Origin of the sequence: Curtobacterium sp. MCSS17_008 (assembly GCF_003234185.1) — a bacterium.
Lineage (GTDB): Bacteria > Actinomycetota > Actinomycetes > Actinomycetales > Microbacteriaceae > Curtobacterium.
In genome coordinates this window covers 210,916-227,855 of the sequence record NZ_QKSM01000001.1, presented here as the reverse complement: position 1 = coordinate 227,855, position 16,940 = coordinate 210,916, and the positions used below count along the sequence as shown (strand labels likewise).

The window sequence follows — 16,940 nt, the reverse complement described above, 5'->3', positions numbered from 1 at the left end:
GTCAGCCTAGCGACACCACCGGCAGCCCCAGCTGGTGGACCGACTCCGGCGTGGCGGTCTCGCCGACCCCGATCGCCACCAGCCCGGCGACGGACACCCGTCCGGCGACCGCGACGACCATGGCACGGACGTCCTCGGTCTTCCGCCCGACGTCCACCACGACCCACACCTGGTCGGCGGCGAGCCCCTCGGCCGTCGCGGCGTCGTCCCAGGCCGCGACCCCGAGCAACGCGTACCCGTTCCGGACACCCTCGGCGCGCGCGAGGATGCCCGACCGACGGTCGGCGGCGTCGGTCGGCCGCAAGGCGTACCGGCCCGCGAACACGCCCGCGGCTGCGTCCACGTCCGTCGGACGTCCGACCAGCAGCACGAGGTCGCCGTCGGCCGACCGCACGGCGGGAGGCGTCGGCAGCACGGGGACAGCAGCCGCGGGAGCGGCGGCCAGCACGGGTGCGGGAGGGAGCGAGGTGACCAGCGGTACGACGGGGGCCGGTCCGGTCACGGGCTCCGTGCCTCCCGTCCGGTCCGGCTCGTCCTGGAGGCGCGACCCACCGCCGTCCACGCGACCCGCGTCCGTCACGGGCCGGCCAGGAGGCGGAGCGCTCGTCGCGATCCCGTCCGCCACGAAGCCGTCCAGCACCGACGCGAACGCGTCGGCTCGCGTCGACGCGGTGCCGTCGCCAGCGGCGATCCGCGCCTCGACCGCCTCGGCGTCGGCGAGCAGCGCCGCGATGCCGACCCGGGTGACGGGACCGTCGGCGATCGCGACCCGGGCGGTCGGGGGGTCGGAGGGGTCCGGCACCTCGACGACCGCCTCGACGTGTGCGCGGCGGAACAACCCGCCGACGCCCGGTGAGGTCACGCGCTCGGCGGAGACGATGCGCGCACCGGTCCCGAACTCGGCTCGCACGGCATCGCGGACCGCCTCGAGCGTGGGCCCCTTACGCAGCGATCGGGTCGGCGGCACGGACCACTCCCACGGTCTCGATGGTGGAGCCCGCGGCGGTGGCCTCCTGGTAGGACAGCACGGGCAGGCCGTTCGCCTGCGCGGACACCATGCGGTGCACGGCCGGCCGGAGCTGCGGGGCGCAGACGAGCACCGCGGAGAGGCCCTGCTCCTCGACGCTGCGCACGGCGTCGCGCAGGGATCCGAGGACCTGCTCGATGCGGTGCGCGTCGAGCACGATCTGGGTGCCCTGCTCGGACGGCCGGAGTCCCTCGAGCATCGACTGCTCGAGCAGCGGGTCGATCATGATGACGCGGAGCGTACCGGCCTCGGCGTACCGGGCGGGCAGCGCCGGCCCCAGTGCGGCACGCGCGGCCTCGACGAGTCCCTCGGGGTCCGTCGACACCTTCGCGCGGAGCGTGAGTGCCTCGCAGATGCGGCCGAGGTCGTTGATCGGCACACGCTCGGCGAGCAGCCCCTGGAGCACGCGCTGCACCTCGGCCAGGGACAGCATGCCGGGCACGAGTTCCTCGACCGCGGCGGGGTTGACCTGCTTGACCCCCTCGGTGAGCACCTTGACGTCCTCGCGCGTGAGCAGCCGGGCGGCGTTGTCGCCGATGACGGCCTGCAGGTGGGTCACGAGCACCGAGACGCGATCGATGACGGTCGCGCCGGTCATCTCGGCGGCGTGCCGGAGCTCGGCGGGCACCCACTTGCCGGCCAGGCCGAAGACCGGCTCGACCGTCACGGCGCCGGGCAGCCCGTCGAGCTGGTCGCCGAGGGCCAGCACGCTCCGGGACGGTGCCGTCCCGCGACCGGCCTCGACACCGGCGATGCGGATCGCGTACGTCGACGGCGGGAGCTCGATGCTGTCCCGCGTCCGGACCGGCGGCACGACGATGCCCATGTCGACGGCGACCTTCCGTCGGAGCGCGCGGACCCGTCCGAGCAGGTCGTCGGAGGAGCCGGAGACCATGTCGACCAGGTCCGGGGCGAGCAGGATCTCGAGGGCGTGGACGCGCATCTGCTCGAGCAGGTCCTCCGGCGTGTCCGCCGTCGTGGCCGATGCCTCGAGTGCCTGCTGCTGGGCCGCGGCGGCCTCCTGCTCCTTGGCCTGCCGCGCGAGCCGCCAGCCGGCGAACAGGAGCCCGGCGCCGATGAGCAGGAACGGCACGATCGGCATGTCCGGGATGAAGCCCATCGCGACGGCCGCGGCCCCCGCGATCATCAGCGCGTTCCGCGACTGCGTCAGCTGCTGCGTGGCGGAGGCACCGATCTCGGTCTCCGCGCCGGACCGCGTCACGATCATGCCCGTGGAGACCGCCATGAGCAGCGCGGGGATCTGGGACACGAGCCCGTCGCCGATCGTCAGGATGCCGTACTTCGACAGCGCGTCGGTGACCGACAACCCGTTCTGCAGCATCCCGATCGCGACGCCGCCGACCAGGTTGATGACGAGGATCAGGATGCCCGCGATGGCGTCGCCCTTGACGAACTTCGAGGCACCGTCCATCGCGCCGTAGAAGTCGGCCTCGGCGGAGACGGCGGCGCGGCGCTCCTTGGCCTCGGCGTCGGTGATGAGCCCGGCGTTGAGGTCGGCGTCGATCGCCATCTGCTTGCCGGGCATGGCGTCGAGGGTGAACCGCGCCCCGACCTCGGCGACGCGCTCGGCGCCCTTCGTCACCACGACGAACTGGATGACGACCAGGATGAGGAACACGACGGAGCCGATGATGATCGACCCGGAGACGGCGACGTGGCCGAACGCCTGGATGACGTCGCCGGCGAAGCCCTCGCCGAGCACCAGGCGGGTCGACGCCACGTTGAGGCCGAGGCGGAACAGCGTCGCGACGAGGAGCAGCGACGGGAACACCGAGAAGTCGAGCGGCTTCTTCACGAACAGCGTCGTGAGCAGGATCACCAGCGCCAGCAGGATGTTGCAGATGATGAGCACGTCGAGCAGGAACGACGGCACCGGCAGGATCAGCAGCAGGACGATGCCGACGATGAAGACGGGGACGGCGAGCTTGGGGAGGTCCTTGCGGTTCATGCTGGTGCCCCTTCGGTGGGCGGGTCGGTGGGGCGCGGGGTCCGGAGCCGCCGTGGTCGGGCGTCCCCGGTGAGGGTGGTGGGGTCGAGGACGGTCGCGACCTCGGCGGGGGTGGTCGGGCTGGGCGCCGCGTGCGTGCCGGCCGCCGCGCCACGGGCCTTGAGCGCCATGACGAACGACAGCACGCGGGCGACCGGCGTGTAGAGGTCGACCGGGACCTCCTGCCCGAGCTCGCACGCGGCGTGCAGCGCGCGGGTGAGCGGGACGTCGCGGACGATCGGAACCCGGGTCTCCTCGGCCTTCGCGCGGATCGCGTCGGCGACGGGGCCGGCGCCCTTCGCCACCACGCGGGGCGCGGACTTCCCCGGCTCGTACCGGAGCGCGACCGCGTAGTGGGTCGGGTTCGTCATGACGACGTCGGCGTCCCCGATCGCGGCGATCATCCGGTTGCGGCTCATCGCGAGCTGGCGGGAGCGGCGCTGGGACTTCACGAGCGGATCGCCCTCGCTGTGCTTCGACTCGTCCTTGACCTCCTGCTTCGTCATCATGGTGCGCTTGCGGTTGCGGCGCACGACGACGAGCACGTCGACCGCGGCGAGCAGCAGGCCGGCGGCGACCGCCGCGCGGAGGAGGGTGCCGGTTCCCTCCTGGGCCGCGTCGAGCACGGAGGAGAGCGGGAGCGACCCGCTCGTCATGAGGACGGGCACGAGGGACTGCACGGCGAACCAGAGCACGAGCCCGACGACGGCCGTCTTGAGCAGTGCTTTCACGCCGTTCCACAGGGCCTGCACGCCGAACACCCGCTTGAAGCCGGCGACGGGGTCGAAGTGGTCGGGCTGCGGTGCCATCCGGCGGAAGTGCACGCCGCCCTGCGCGACGGACACCGCAGCGACGGCGACCGCGACGACGGCGAGCATCGGGCCGACGGTCGCTCCGATCGAGCCGAGTGCGTCCGTCAGGGCCTGCCGTGCGGCGGGGACCGTCGGGTCCGCGATGACCCGCTGCACGACGTGGAGTTGCTGCTCCCCGGCACCCGCGGCGCTGCCGATCGCCGCGGGCATCACGAGCGCGGCCATGGCGATGCCGATCCAGGCGCCGAGGTCCTGCGACCGGCCGAGCTGCCCCTTGCGGTGCACCTCCTGCATGCGCTTCTGTGTGGCCTTCTCGGACCGCTCGCCGCTCCCTCCGTCGGACACGTCGCGTCACCCCCGCCCGGTGATCGCGGCGACGGCGTCGCCCGTGAGCGACGACACGACGGCCGGCAGGGCCATGAAGAGCGCGCCGGCGAACACGACGGTCAGCCCGATCTTGATCGGGAACCCCATCTGGAACGCGTTGAGCGCCGGGGCGACGCGGGTGAGCAGCCCGAGGCCGACGTCGGCGAGGAAGAGCACGACGACGAGCGGCCCGGCGATCTGCAGGGCGGCGAGGAACATCTGCCCGGCTGCGGCGACGAGGACCGAGGCGAAGCCCCCGATCGCGAACGTGCCCGGCGACCCGTCGGCCGCGACGAGCGGTACCGCGTCGAACGAGCGCACCAGGCCGGCGACGATGAGCTGGTAGCCACCGCTGGCGAAGAGGAGCGCGAGCGACGCCATCTGGAACAGCCGGGTGAACTGCGCGCCGTTCACCTGCGACTGCGGGTCGTAGGCCTGGGCGAGGGTGAAGCCGCCGAACAGGTCGATGAGCGCACCGGCGGACTGCACGGCCGCGAAGACCAGGTACACGAGGAACCCGAGCCCGAGCCCGACGACGAGCTGGGTGAGCAGGGCGAGCAGGAACCCGCCCGTGTCGAGCGAGGTGTACCCGAGTCCGACCCGCGGCGCGACGCCGATCGCCAGGCCGAGCCCGAGGATCACCTTCACCGTTCCCGGGAACGCCCGGTAGGCGAACGGTGGTGCGATCACGAAGAACGCGACGAGCCGCACCCCGGCGAGCATCGTGGCCTCGAGGCGGTCGGCGTCGATGACGAGGTCCACGGGTTACGTCCCGAGGAGCTTCGGGATCATGTCGAACGCGACGTGGGTGAACGCGACCATCTCGGCGATCATCCAGTTGCCGCAGACGACCAGGGCGATCGCGACGGCGACGGCCTTCGGCACGAACGAGAGCGTGACCTCCTGGATCTGCGTGACCGACTGGAACAGCGAGATCGCGAACCCGACGACGAGCGACGTGACGAGCACCGGCGCGGCGAGCTTCGCCGACACCAGGAGCGCCTGGAGCGTGAGGTCGATGACCGCCTGCTGGTTCATCAGCGCACCACCTGGTAGCTCTCGATGAGGGACGTGATGATGAGCCCCCACCCGTCGACGAGGACGAACAGCAGGATCTTGAACGGCAGCGAGATCATCACCGGCGGGAGCATCATCATGCCCATCGACATGAGCGCCGCCGAGACGACGAGGTCGATGACGAGGAACGGGATGAAGATGACGAACCCGATGATGAACGCGCTCCGCAGCTCGGAGATGACGAACGCCGGGATGACGGTGGTCATCGGGACGGCGTCGAGGTCCTCCGGGTTCGCCTGCCCGGCCGCGCGGGTGATGAGCGCGACGTCCTCCTCGCGCGTCTGGTGCAGCATGAAGGTCCGCAGCGGTTTCGTGCCGATCTCGACCGCCTTCGCGAAGTCGATCTGGCCGGCGAGGTAGGGCTGCAGTGCGTCGTCGTTGATGTGGCCGAGGACCGGCGCCATCACGAACAGCGACAGGAACAGCGCGAGTCCGGCGAGCACCTGGTTCGGCGGGATGCCCTGCAGGCCGAGCGCGTTCCGCGTCATCGCGAGCACCACGAAGATCTTCGTGAACGACGTCATCATGAGCAGGAGCGCCGGCGCGACGCTGAGCAGCGTGATGCCGAGCAGCGTGACGATCGCCGACGACGGCGTGCCGTCGGGCCCGTTCACGCTCACGCTGAAGTCACCGCTGGCCGGCGGCGTCGGGCTCGCCGGCGCGGTGGGCTCGGTGACGCCGGCCGCGTGCGCACCGCCGGAGGTGAGGAGCAGGAACCCGGCGACCATCGCCAGCCCCAGGACGACGAGGGTGACGGTGCGGCCGGTCCGCAGCGCGGCCGTCACCCGGCCCGCCTGCTGCGGAGCGCGGCGGCGGCCTGCCGCCACGTGTCCACGGAGAGGACGGAGCCCTGCAGCTGCTGCGCGGTCGGCACGACGGTGCGCTCCGGGCGACGGGCGCGCCCGCGGGGGCGCATCGGGAGCGGCGTCGCGGTGCCCGCCGTGGTGTCGGTCGGGAGGGCCGTGGCCGCGTGGTCCTGCCGCTCCAGCTCCGCGCGGAACCGGTCGGCGCTCGTGGTCGGCGCCGACGTCCGCGGCTCGGTCGGCAGGACGACGGGTCCGGTGACGATGCTCAGTTCGGGAACCGGGGTCGGTCCGCTGCGGAGCAACGACACGCTCTGCTCGGAGACCCCCAGCACCAGGCGCTCCCCCTCGACGTCGACGACGACCACGCTCGCCTTGCCGCCGATGCCCTGACGGCCGACGACCTCCACCGTGGCGGACCGGCGACCGCGGCCCTTCGCCGCGGCACCGAGTCCGCCCTTCGTCGCACGGCGGTGCAGCACCCACATGAGCGCGAGCACGACGCCGAGCGACACGGCGACCCGGAGGGCCATCCAGAGGGTGTCCACCCGTCAGACCGCTTCGGCGACGTCGAGGATCTTCGTGATGCGCACCGCGTAGTCCTGGTCGACGACGACGACCTCGCCGTGGGCGATGAGCCGACCGTTGAGCAGCACGTCGGCCGGCGAGCCGGCGCTGCGGTCGAGCTCGACGACGGCGCCCGGCTCCATGCCGAGCACGTCGCGCACCGACATCCGGGTCCGACCGATCTCGACGGTGAGGGTCATCTCGACGTTGTTGATGCGGCCGAGGTTCCCCGTGGGCACGGACCCGGCGGTGACCGGAGCGGAGACGGTGCCGTTCTCACGGACCCGGATGCCGAACCAGCCCCCGGCCACACCGCCCGCGGTCAGCTCGAAGACCACGGTCTCGGGATCGGCGAGGAGCGACGCGGCGGACTCGCGTCGGGCGTCCCCGAGCACGCCGACGCCGAGCACCGTGGCGGCCGCCTCGAGCGACGGACGGAGCACGTCGGTGACGTCGACCAGGCCCGCGTCTGCCCCGCCCGCGGCGACGACGGCGCCGAGGTCGGTCAGGACCAGCGCGAGGTCCGCGGAGAGACCGCCGACGAACGAGGCGACCACACCGTCGACGGCGGCTGCGAGGACGTCGGGGGTCGCGCCTCCCGGCAGCGGGACGGCGGTCAGGGGCGCGGCCGTCGGCAGCTGCGCCGCGAGCGACTCGGCCGCGGTGGCGTGGAGGGTGGTGGTGGCGCTCATGCGTGCTGCTCCGGGTCGGTGGTGGTGACGACGATGCCGGCGAGGCGCGAACCGTTCGCGCCGACGGCCGCGGTGCCGACGGGTTCGCCGTCGACCGCGATGGTGAGGGGACGGTGCTGCGGGTGGGGCAGCGGCAGGACGTCACCGACGGCGAGCCGCAGGACCTGCGTCGGCAGGACCGCGGCTGGTGCGAAGTGCAGGCTCACGCCGACCGGCACGTTGGCCAGCTGTGCGTCGAGGAGGGCCTTGGCGTCGGCGGCACTCACGCTGCTGGCGTCCTCCCCGAGCTGCGGGAGGACGGCCTCGGCGGGGAGCGCGAGCGTGCCCGGCGCGACGCGGTCGCCGACCCGGATCGAGAACGAGGCGACGATCATCAGGTCGCCCTTCTGCGCGGCCTGGGCGAACTGGCTGTTGAACTGGAACCCGCCGGTCGTGACCTCGTGCGCGAGCAACCCGCCGAACGAGTAGCGGAGGTCGTCGAGTGCGTCCTCGACGATCTTCCGGACGAGCGCCTGCTCGATGGGCGTGAACGTCCGCTCCGGCGTGGGGAGCGGCTTCGACGCCCCGAGGGCGTGCGAGACCCACGTCAGGGCGGCGTCGAGCGGGACCTGCAGCACGCCCTTCGGCGCGAGGTCCCCGATCGGGAGCAGCACCATGCCGGTCAGGGCGGGCAGGGACGCGGCGTACTCGTCGTACGTCGTCATCTGCACCTGCTCGCAGGTGACCTGGCTCACGGCACGCACCTTGGCGGTGAGCTGCGTGCCCCACTGCCGCGCGAACGTCTCGAAGGCGAGTTCGAGCACCCGGGCGTGCTCGCGGGCGAGCGTCGACGGGCGCGCGAAGTCGTACACCTCGGGCGCGGGCAGGGTCTCGGTCACGGCTGCGTCTATCGGTCCGCTGGGTGTCCGCCGTCAGCGCTGTACCCCGTTCTGGGGCGACGGGCCACCGTCCGGGCGCGGGGTGCTGCGGGCCCTGCCCGCGTCGGTCTAGCCCTGGCGAGCTCCGTCCTGCGCCTTCGCCAGCGCCGGCATCAGGGCGCTGACGTCCTGGTCCTGGTTCGACAGCACCACGATGTCGACCCGCCGGTTCAGCGTGTTGTCCGCGTCCGTCGCCCCCTTCGCGAGCGGGCGGCTCGACCCGAAGCCGACGCTCTGGACGTGGTCCGCCGGCATCCCGCCACGCTCGACCAGGTCACGGAGCACCCCGGTGGCACGCGCCGCGCTCAGCTCCCAGTTCGTCGCGTACGGCGCGGTCGAGTTCCGTTGGTCGGCGTGGCCCTCGACGCTGACGTCGTGCGCGCTGGTCCGCAGGACCGGTGCGATGGCGTCCATGATCCGGCGGGCCTGGTCGGACAGGTCGGCGCTGTTCGTCGCGAAGTACGTCTCGCTGCCGACGAGCCGCACGGTCAGACCGCGGTCGTCCACGGCGAACTGCACCTTGGACGTCTCCCCCGCCTTCCGCAGGTTGCCCTGGATCGCCGCCTCGATGGCCCTGAGGTCGTCGAGCTCGCGTCGCGCAGCGGCGAGGTCGGCCTTCGTCGTCACCGGGGGGACGTCCGTGGAGGCCGGGTCGACGTTCGTGTCCTCCGCTCCGGAGGCCGCGGTCGAGTGGTCGGCGTCGGTCTCGTCGGTCGCGTACCCCTCGCCGTCCTCGGTGACCTCCGCCTTGGACACGACGGTGCCGGAGGCGGTGTCGATCTTGCCCGACTCCACCTCCCCGAAGCCGGTCGCGAGCGACTCCTTCAACGCCATGTACTTCTCCTGGTCGACCGACGACATCGCGAACAGCACCAGGAACATGCACATGAGGACCGTGATCATGTCCATGTACGACGCCATCCAGCGCTCGTCCGGGTGCTCGGCCTCGTCGTGGCCGCCCCGCTTCCGACCGCGTCCACGCCCACGGGGGTTCGCGCTCACGGTCAGGCCGCCAGCTGCTGGTCGTCGACGGCCGTCCCCGCGCCCTTGCCGCTCTTCCCGGTGACCCCACGGGCCGCGGGCGGGACCATCGCGGTGAGCCGCTCGCCGAGGAGTCGGGGCTGGCTGCCGGCCTGCACGGCGAGCAGGCCCTCCATGAGGAGTGTCTGGCGGTCGGCCTCGAGCTGCGCGAGCTTCCGGAGCTTGCCGCCGAACGGCAGCCAGAGGAAGTTCGCGGTGAGCAGGCCCCACAGGGTGGCGACGAAGGCGCTGGCGATGAGCGGGCCGAGCTCGTCCGGCTTGCCGAGGTTCGCGAGCACGTGGGTGAGCGAGACGACGGTCCCGATGATGCCGATCGTCGGGGCGAAGCCGCCGAGGCCCATGAAGAACGCGCTCGCGCTGCGCATCGGGGCGGCGTTCGACTCGATCTCGTCCTCGAGCAGGATCCGGAGCTCGTCGCCGTCGGTGCCGTCGGCGATGTTCTGCAGCGCCTTCTTCATGAACGGGTCGTCGTGCTTGTCGGCCTCCTGCTCGAGGGCGAGCAGGCCGTTCGCCCGGGCCGTCTCGGCGAGGGCGACGACGTCGTCGATGACGGTCTGCGGCGGGGTGACCTTGCCCGTGAACGCCTTCGGCACGGTCCGGAAGGCCGCGATGGCGTCCTTCATGGTGGTGCTCGCGACGCCGCAGCCGATGGTGGCGACGAACACGAGCAGCATCGGCGCGGGGAGGAACAGGCCCGCGATCTCGACGTGCTCCATCTGCGCCATGCCGAACAGGGCGCCGAAGGCGAGCAGGATCCCGATGATCGTCGCGATGTCCACGGTCAGCGCCCCCCGTCCTGGGTCCGGACCGGGTCACGGCGGCCGCTCGTGACCAGCGGGGCAACGGGAGCGAGGGTCGGCTGCGGGCCGGTGCTGTTCGTCGCGACGTCGGTGCCGTAGGCCATGCCGACGATCCGTGCGCGGTACGCGGCGACGGCGTCGATGACCTCGGCCATGGACTCGCGGACGATGTACTTCGCGCCGTCGACCATGATGAGCGTCGTGTCCGGCGTCTCCTGGATGCGCTCCACGAGGTCGGGGTTGACAGCGAAAGCGCTGCCGTTGAGTCGTGTGACGACGATCATGGCCCGTCCTGGTTCTCGATCGTCCCGCCACCGTCCGTGGGGCGGGATGCAGACCCGTCCGTGGGGCTGCACCGGTGCCTATCGGCCCTGGTGGCACCCCCGTTAGCCTGGTGGCGTGCCCATCGCCGAGGACCTGCTCGCCGGACCGCGGGGTCGGCGCTTCTGCTGGGAGCTCGTGCGGGCCACCGTCCGGGAGCAGCCCGACGACGACACCCTGTTCTGGGCGTCCTACTGGACCTCCGTCCGTCGAGGCGAGGGCGTGTCGCTCTTCGGACCCGGGGCGTCGGAACCGCGACCGGCGCCATCGGACGACCGCGTGGTGGCCGCGTACGAGGCACTGCTCGACGCTGCGGACCCCGGGTCGGCCACGCTCGACCAGGCGCTCGCGGCGCTCGGCCGGACGGCCGGATCGGCGATGTGGTGGCAGGCGCCGGACACCGAGGACGCCCTGCTCGACACGGTCGTGCCGACATCGCTGCTCGAGCGCACGGCGGCCAGCGTCGCGGCAGCGTCCGGTGTCGAGCGGCTCCTCACGGCGGACGGGCCGGACCGACAGTGGTGCGTGACGCCGGAAGCGCCCGGGTACGGCGGCCCCGCACGCCCCGCTCCGGAACTGCTCGCGGAGTGGCGACGGGAGACGGTGGCGGAGCGGTCCCACGGTCGCCGTGCCGCCGTGACCGCGCCGATCAGTGGCACGTGGTGGACCACCCCGCCCGGCGGACTCCTCGAGACGACCCCGGAACGCGGCGGTCGCGGGCCGCTCGGTCTCTGGGCGGTGGAGGACCACACCGGATGGGAGCGCGCCGAGGTCGCACCCGCGCTGGTCGGTCCGTCCGCCAACACCGCCGTCGTCGACGACGCCGGCGACTGGGCGGCGCTCTGCCGCAGGTTCCCCCTCGACGTCACGGCCACGGCCCGACGCCACGACTGGTACCGGGCGACTGGACGCGACGGCGACTGGGTCGTGCCGGACTGGGCCGCGGTCGCTCAGCTGTACGACGCGGTCCGCCTGACCCTGCGGGGGTGGCTCCGAGCCTCCGGCACCGCGATCCCCGTCGACGGCTCCACGGCGAGCGTCATCGCTGGGTGGACCCCAGGCACGACCGCCTGGCTGCGTGACCCGCGACCCGCGCTCGGCCCGGCCGAGACGTGGCGGTGGAGCGACGACCGCGAAAGCTGGTTCCGGGACTGACTTCTCATGGACGAGTTATTCCCGATCTGATCCTGCGAGATCGCCGGAGATCGTGCCCTGTTTTATCTCACGAGCGTGTTAGCGTGGCGCCCATGTCCGACACCACCACCGTCGTCACGCCCGCCGATCCGGCAACCGCCGCACCGGCCGCCGCGCCCCTGCGCGAGGTCGGCGCCCTCATCCGGGGTGCCCGCAAGGGCCGCAGCATGACCCAGTCCCAGCTCGCCGAACGCGTCGGCACCAGCCAGAGCGCGATCAACCGCATCGAGCAGGGCGGACAGAACCTCTCCCTTGAGATGCTCACCCGCATCAGCGATGCACTCGACCAGCAGATCGTCTCGATCGGCGGCGCGCCGCAGCGTTCGCACCTGCGGGTGCAGGGCGGTCGGAAGCTCAGCGGCTCCATCGCGGTGAACTCGAGCAAGAACGCCGCCGTCGCGCTGCTGTGCGCCTCGCTGCTCAACCGCGGCGTGACCCGCCTGCACAAGGTGGCCCGGATCGTCGAGGTCGACCGCATCATCGACGTGCTCCGCAGCCTCGGCGCCACCGTCACGTGGTCCGAGGACGGCGAGGTGCTCGAGATCGTCGCACCGTCCGATCTGCGCCTCGACGCGATCGACGCCGACGCCGCCCGTCGCACCCGCAGCGTCCTCATGTTCCTCGGTCCGCTGAGCGGTCGGTACGGCTCGTTCCGCCTCCCCTACGCAGGCGGCTGTGACCTCGGCACCCGCACCGTCGAGCCGCACCTCATCGCGCTGCGCCCGTTCGGCGTCGACGTCGAGGCGACGTCCGGCTGGTACGAGGTCGACGTGGCGAACACCGAGGTGCCGACGAAGTCCGTCGTGCTCACCGAACGCGGAGACACCGTCACCGAGAACGCCATCCTCGCCGCGGCCGCACGCGACGGCGTGACGACCATCCGGAACGCCAGCCCGAACTACATGGTGCAGGACCTCTGCTTCTTCCTCGAGCTGCTCGGGGTGCAGGTCGAGGGCATCGGGACGACGACGCTCCGCATCACCGGCAAGAGCCGCATCGACGAGGTCGTCGACTACTGGCCGAGCGAGGACCCGGTTGAGGCGATGAGTCTGCTGACCGCCGGCATCGTCACGGAGTCGACGCTCACGGTGACCCGGGCCCCGATCGAGTTCCTCGAGATCGAGCTCGCCACCCTCGCCGAGATGGGCCTGCGCTTCGACGTCAGCGAGGAGTACGCCGCCGCGAACGGCCGCACCCGACTGGTCGACATCACCGTCCACCCGTCCGAGCTGCACGCACCGATCGACAAGATCCACGCGATGCCGTTCCCCGGGCTGAACATCGACAACCTGCCGTTCTTCGTCGTCATCGCGGCGATGGCCGAGGGCACCACGCTCGTGCACGACTGGGTCTACGAGGGTCGCGCCATCCACCTGCTCGACCTCACCCGACTCGGCGCGAGCGTCACCCTGCGCGACCCGCACCGACTCGACGTCACCGGTCCGACGCACTTCTCCGGCGCCGAGGTCAGCTGCCCGCCGGCCCTGCGCCCCGCGGTCGTCATCCTGCTGGCGATGCTCGCCGCGAAGGGCGAGAGCGTCCTCCGCAACGTCGGCATCATCGCCCGTGGCTACGAGCAGCTGCAGGAGCGCCTCAACTCGCTCGGCGCATCGATCGAGACGTTCCACGACTGAGCCTTCCTTCCCGCAACACACGACGTGGGCGGCTCCTGGTAGCGGTACTCCGCTGCGAGGAGCCGCCCGTGTCGTGTTCCGCGAGGGCAGGACACAGGACGCGGATCGGGAAGGACTCGCAGTACCCGCGGCGTTGACTGACGCGTCCGACGAACCCTGAGGAGACACGTGCTCGGTCCTGAACTGGTGGTCGCGCTCGGCCTCGCCATCGCCGTGACGGCTGCCGTCGCCGACCGCATCCGCGTCGCGCCGCCCGTGCTCCTGCTCGTCATCGGTGCGCTGCTCGCCCTCATCCCGACCTTCGGACGCGTCGAGCTCCCCGCCGAGGCCGTCCTGCTGCTGTTCCTGCCGGCGCTGCTCTACTGGGAGAGCCTGACCACCTCCCTGCGCGAGATCCGGAAGAACCTCCGCGGCATCGTCCTCATGGGCACCCTGCTCGTCGTCGTGACCGCGGGGGTCGTCGCCACGCTCCTGCACCTGCTCGGCATGCCGTGGGGTCCGGCGTGGGTGCTCGGAGCGGCGGTCGCACCGACGGACGCCACCGCGGTCGGGGTGCTGACGAAGATGCTGCCGCGCCGCAACGTCACGGTGCTCCGCGCGGAGAGCCTCGTGAACGACGGCACGACCCTGGTGGTCTACGGCATCGCGGTCGCCGTCACCGTCGGGACGCAGGAGCTCACGTTCTGGAGCGTGTCCGGCATGCTCGTCCTGTCCTACGTCGGCGGTGTGGCAGCCGGTCTCCTCGCCGCGTGGCTCGGCACGCTCGTGCTCCGGCGGGTCGACACCGTCGTGCTCGAGAACCTCGTGACGCTGCTCGTGCCGTTCGCGGCCTTCCTCGGCGCCGAGGCGATCGGGGCGTCCGGCGTGCTCGCCGTCGTCGCCGCGGGCATCGTCGTGAGCCAGGTGGCGCCGAAGCTGGACCGGGCGGAGACCCGGCAGCAGGTGCGGGCGTTCTGGTCCTTCCTGACCTACCTGCTCAACGGCGCGCTCTTCGTGCTCGTCGGCATCGAGGCGATGGTCGCGGCGCGCGAGCTCGACGCCGGTGAACTGTGGAGCGGGGTCGGGCTCGTCCTCGCCGTGTCCGTCGTGCTCGTCCTCGTCCGGTTCGCCTTCGAGGGGACGATCGGGGGGACCGTCTGGCTCGTCACCCGGCGCTTCGGCGGCGAGCCGCGCGAGGGGCGCCGAGACCGGCTCGTCAGCGGCTTCGCCGGGTTCCGCGGCGCGGTGTCCCTGGCGATGGCCGTGGCGGTCCCCCGCACGCTGGAGTCCGGCGGGGCGTTCCCGGACCGCGACCTCATCGTGTTCGTCACCGCCGGCGTCGTCGTCGTGACCATCGTCGGCCAGGCGCTCGTGCTCCCCGCCGTCCTGCGCCGGGCCGCACTCCCCGAGGACGAGTCGGTCGGCGAGGAACGCCGGTTCGCCGAGCGGACGGCGGTCGAGGAAGCGCTCGACGCGCTCCCCCGCCTGGCGCGCAAGGCCGGGGCCGACCGTGCGACGGTCGACCGGGTGCGGAAGGACCTCGAGGCCCACCTCGACGTCATCGAGGCGCGTGCGGAGGACGACGAGGACCACCCGGCACTGCAGCGGCACGACGCGACGGTCGCCCTCGAGCTCGCCCTGGTGCGGCACAAGGCGGCGACCCTCCTGCGGCTCCGCGACGAGGACGAGATCGACGACCTCGTCCTCCGCCAGGTCCGTGCCGGCTACGACGCCGAGGAGGCGCGGCTCGAGGGCTCGACGCCGGCCTGACCTCGCCCGTGGCCGGGTGCGTCCGCCCGCGCTCAGGCGGTCGGCACCTGCCCGGCCCGCAGCATCGCCTGCTCGAGCAGTTCGAGGTCGATGCCCACGTGCCGCCGGGCGAGCACCCCGGCGTCGACCGCTCGGCCCTCGCACACCGCCTCGACGAGTGCCTCGTGCTCGCGCAGCGCCCGCGCCTCCATCTCCGCCATGCCCTCGGCGGTGCCCCAGAGGTGCGCCGGTGCCGCGATGGACACCTGGGACTCGAGCCCGGCCAGCGTGGCGGCGAGCACGTCGTTGCCCGCCGCGGCGATGATCGTCCGGTGCAGGACCGCATCCGCCTGCTGCTTCTCGAGGCCTGACCCCGCGGCACGGAAGTCCTCGAGCCGCTCGCGCAGCACTGCCCGCTCGTCGTCGCCGATGCGCTCGGCGGCCGCGGTCGCGAGCGCCCCGTGCAGCAGGGCGATCGCGTCGGCGGTGTCGCGGATGCCGGCCCACCGGGCGAGGAGCGTGCGGCCGACCGCGTCGGAGGACGAGTCCGGCCACTGCGCGCGGACGAAGGTCCCGCCGCCGCGTCCGCGACGGGTCTCGAGCAGCCCGCGCTCGACGAGCCGGGCGAGGGCCGCGCGCACCGTGACCCGCCCCACCCCGAGGAGCACGGCGAGCTCACGCTCCGGGGGCAACCGCGACGCGGGCAGGTACTCACCCACGGCCACGGCCGTGACGAGGCGGTCCTCGACCTCGTCGACCCGGGTCTCCGTCGCGCGATCTGGCACTCGTGCCCCTCCCCTGCGTTTCGTCCACGTTAAAGGACGAGAAAAGGTATTGCAGGGAACCTTTGCTGGGTCCATGCTGTGCGTCATGTCCCGCATCACCGAAGGCACCATGCCGTTCCAGGACGGCGAGACCTGGTACCGCGTCACCGAACCCGACGCCCCGACGCCCGGAGCACTCCCGCTCGTGGTCCTGCACGGCGGCCCCGGCATGGCGCACGACTACCTCCGGAACCTCGCGGCGCTCGCCGACGAGACCGGGCGCACCGTCCTGCACCACGACCAGTTCGGGTGCGGTCGGAGCTCCCACCGCCCGGACGCCCCGTCCGAGTACTGGACCCCGCAACTGTTCGTCGACGAGTACACCGCGCTGGTGGCGCACCTCGACCTCGGCGACCACCACGTGCTCGGGCAGTCGTGGGGCGGGATGCTCGGGTCCGAGATCGCCGTCCGGCAGCCGAGGGGGCTCCGCTCCCTGGCGATCTGCAACTCGCCCGCGTCGATGCAGCTCTGGGTCGACGGGGCCGCCGAGCTCCGCGCGCAGCTGCCGCAGGACGTGCAGGACGCGCTCTCCCGGCACGAGGACGCCGGCACCGTCGACGATCCCGAGTACGTCGCCGCCACACAGGTCTTCTACGAGCGTCACGTCTGCCGCGTGGTGCCCAGCCCTGCGGACTTCGTCGACTCCGAGACCCAGATGGAACAGGAGCCGACGGTCTACCACACGATGAACGGGCCGAACGAGTTCCACGTCATCGGCACGATGCGCGACTGGACCATCATCGACCGGCTCGACCGCGTCGCCGTCCCGACGCTCGTCGTCGCCGGTGAGCACGACGAGGCGACCCCCGCCACCTGGCAGCCCTTCGTCGAGCGCATCGCCGACGTCCGCCAGCACGTCTTCCCCGGGGCGAGCCACTGCTCGCACCTGGAGCAGCCCGAGGAGTTCCGCCGCGTGGTCGCGGCGTTCCTCGCCGAGCACGACGACCCCGCGCACGACGACCAGCCCACGGGCTGACCCCGCCGCACCGGCCCACAGGCCGACCACCCGTCGGTCGGGAGGCGCACGCCCACCCCGCCACGTGCCTCCCGTCCGTCGCCACCGGACCCGACCAGCGCACCCACCCCGCCGTGCGCCCGGCGTCCGTTCCCCTCCCACGCACCGTCTCCC

Annotated in this window: 17 protein-coding genes; 4 read left to right on the top strand and 13 right to left on the bottom strand. The window is 72.5% G+C overall.

Going from position 1 to position 16,940, the window contains the following annotated elements; all coding sequences use genetic code 11:
* Position 1 precedes the first annotated feature (1 nt).
* The 12 genes from DEJ23_RS01050 to DEJ23_RS00995 all read right to left on the bottom strand — a co-directional run bounded on the left by DEJ23_RS01050 (position 2) and on the right by DEJ23_RS00995 (position 10,394).
* Positions 2–967 (bottom strand): hypothetical protein, encoded by a 966-nt coding sequence (locus DEJ23_RS01050; protein WP_111238420.1) that lies wholly within the window; start codon positions 965–967, stop codon positions 2–4.
* A complete protein-coding gene (locus tag DEJ23_RS01045) occupies positions 942–2,996 on the bottom strand; it encodes a flagellar biosynthesis protein FlhA (protein ID WP_111238419.1) in 2,055 nt (684 codons plus the stop codon). The genes DEJ23_RS01050 and DEJ23_RS01045 overlap by 26 nt, the downstream gene beginning before the upstream one ends.
* On the bottom strand, positions 2,993–4,192 hold the full coding sequence (locus DEJ23_RS01040) for a flagellar biosynthesis protein FlhB (protein ID WP_111238418.1): 1,200 nt from the start codon (positions 4,190–4,192) through the stop codon (positions 2,993–2,995). The genes DEJ23_RS01045 and DEJ23_RS01040 overlap by 4 nt, the downstream gene beginning before the upstream one ends.
* A 6-nt stretch (positions 4,193–4,198) precedes the next feature.
* A complete protein-coding gene (locus DEJ23_RS01035; RefSeq protein WP_258375195.1) occupies positions 4,199–4,975 on the bottom strand; it encodes a flagellar biosynthetic protein FliR in 777 nt (258 codons plus the stop codon).
* A gap of 3 nt (positions 4,976–4,978) precedes the next feature.
* Positions 4,979–5,251 (bottom strand): flagellar biosynthetic protein FliQ, encoded by a 273-nt coding sequence (locus tag DEJ23_RS01030; protein WP_069710948.1) that lies wholly within the window; start codon positions 5,249–5,251, stop codon positions 4,979–4,981.
* Entirely contained in the window at positions 5,251–6,018 is a 768-nt protein-coding gene (gene fliP / locus DEJ23_RS01025) for a flagellar type III secretion system pore protein FliP (protein WP_111238710.1), read from the bottom strand. Before fliP ends, DEJ23_RS01030 begins: the two co-directional genes overlap by 1 nt.
* Positions 6,019–6,071: 53 nt before the next feature.
* Entirely contained in the window at positions 6,072–6,641 is a 570-nt protein-coding gene (locus tag DEJ23_RS01020; RefSeq protein WP_111238417.1) for a flagellar biosynthetic protein FliO, read from the bottom strand.
* Between the two features lie 3 nt (positions 6,642–6,644).
* The gene (gene fliN, locus DEJ23_RS01015; protein ID WP_111238416.1) at positions 6,645–7,352 is read right to left on the bottom strand and encodes a flagellar motor switch protein FliN; all 708 of its coding nucleotides are present in this window, start codon (positions 7,350–7,352) and stop codon (positions 6,645–6,647) included.
* Positions 7,349–8,230 carry a flagellar motor switch protein FliM gene (locus DEJ23_RS01010; RefSeq protein WP_111238415.1) on the bottom strand — a complete coding sequence of 294 codons (882 nt, stop codon included), beginning with the start codon at positions 8,228–8,230 and terminating at the stop codon, positions 7,349–7,351. Before DEJ23_RS01010 ends, fliN begins: the two co-directional genes overlap by 4 nt.
* Before the next feature lie 108 nt (positions 8,231–8,338).
* Positions 8,339–9,271, bottom strand: coding sequence for a flagellar motor protein MotB (locus DEJ23_RS01005; protein WP_111238414.1), 933 nt, complete (start codon positions 9,269–9,271; stop codon positions 8,339–8,341).
* A 2-nt stretch (positions 9,272–9,273) separates the two neighbouring features.
* Positions 9,274–10,089 carry a motility protein A gene (locus DEJ23_RS01000; RefSeq protein ID WP_111238413.1) on the bottom strand — a complete coding sequence of 272 codons (816 nt, stop codon included), beginning with the start codon at positions 10,087–10,089 and terminating at the stop codon, positions 9,274–9,276.
* A 2-nt stretch (positions 10,090–10,091) separates the two neighbouring features.
* Positions 10,092–10,394 (bottom strand): flagellar FlbD family protein, encoded by a 303-nt coding sequence (locus tag DEJ23_RS00995; protein ID WP_111238412.1) that lies wholly within the window; start codon positions 10,392–10,394, stop codon positions 10,092–10,094.
* Between the two features lie 115 nt (positions 10,395–10,509).
* Here DEJ23_RS00995 and DEJ23_RS00990 point away from each other — a divergent pair, with 115 nt between their 5' ends.
* From DEJ23_RS00990 to DEJ23_RS00980, 3 genes are all read left to right on the top strand, one after another.
* Entirely contained in the window at positions 10,510–11,586 is a 1,077-nt protein-coding gene (locus tag DEJ23_RS00990; protein ID WP_111238411.1) for a hypothetical protein, read from the top strand.
* Between the two features lie 92 nt (positions 11,587–11,678).
* A complete protein-coding gene (locus tag DEJ23_RS00985; protein ID WP_258375194.1) occupies positions 11,679–13,259 on the top strand; it encodes a UDP-N-acetylglucosamine 1-carboxyvinyltransferase in 1,581 nt (526 codons plus the stop codon).
* 168 nt (positions 13,260–13,427) lie between these two features.
* Positions 13,428–15,008, top strand: coding sequence for a Na+/H+ antiporter (locus DEJ23_RS00980; protein ID WP_111238410.1), 1,581 nt, complete (start codon positions 13,428–13,430; stop codon positions 15,006–15,008).
* A gap of 32 nt (positions 15,009–15,040) precedes the next feature.
* Here the strand turns inward: DEJ23_RS00980 and DEJ23_RS00975 are convergent, their stop codons facing one another.
* Positions 15,041–15,772, bottom strand: coding sequence for a FadR/GntR family transcriptional regulator (locus tag DEJ23_RS00975; protein ID WP_111238409.1), 732 nt, complete (start codon positions 15,770–15,772; stop codon positions 15,041–15,043).
* An 85-nt stretch (positions 15,773–15,857) separates the two neighbouring features.
* Here DEJ23_RS00975 and DEJ23_RS00970 point away from each other — a divergent pair, with 85 nt between their 5' ends.
* Positions 15,858–16,787, top strand: a complete 930-nt coding sequence (locus tag DEJ23_RS00970; RefSeq protein ID WP_258375193.1) for a proline iminopeptidase-family hydrolase — start codon at positions 15,858–15,860, stop codon at positions 16,785–16,787.
* Positions 16,788–16,940 lie beyond the last annotated feature (153 nt).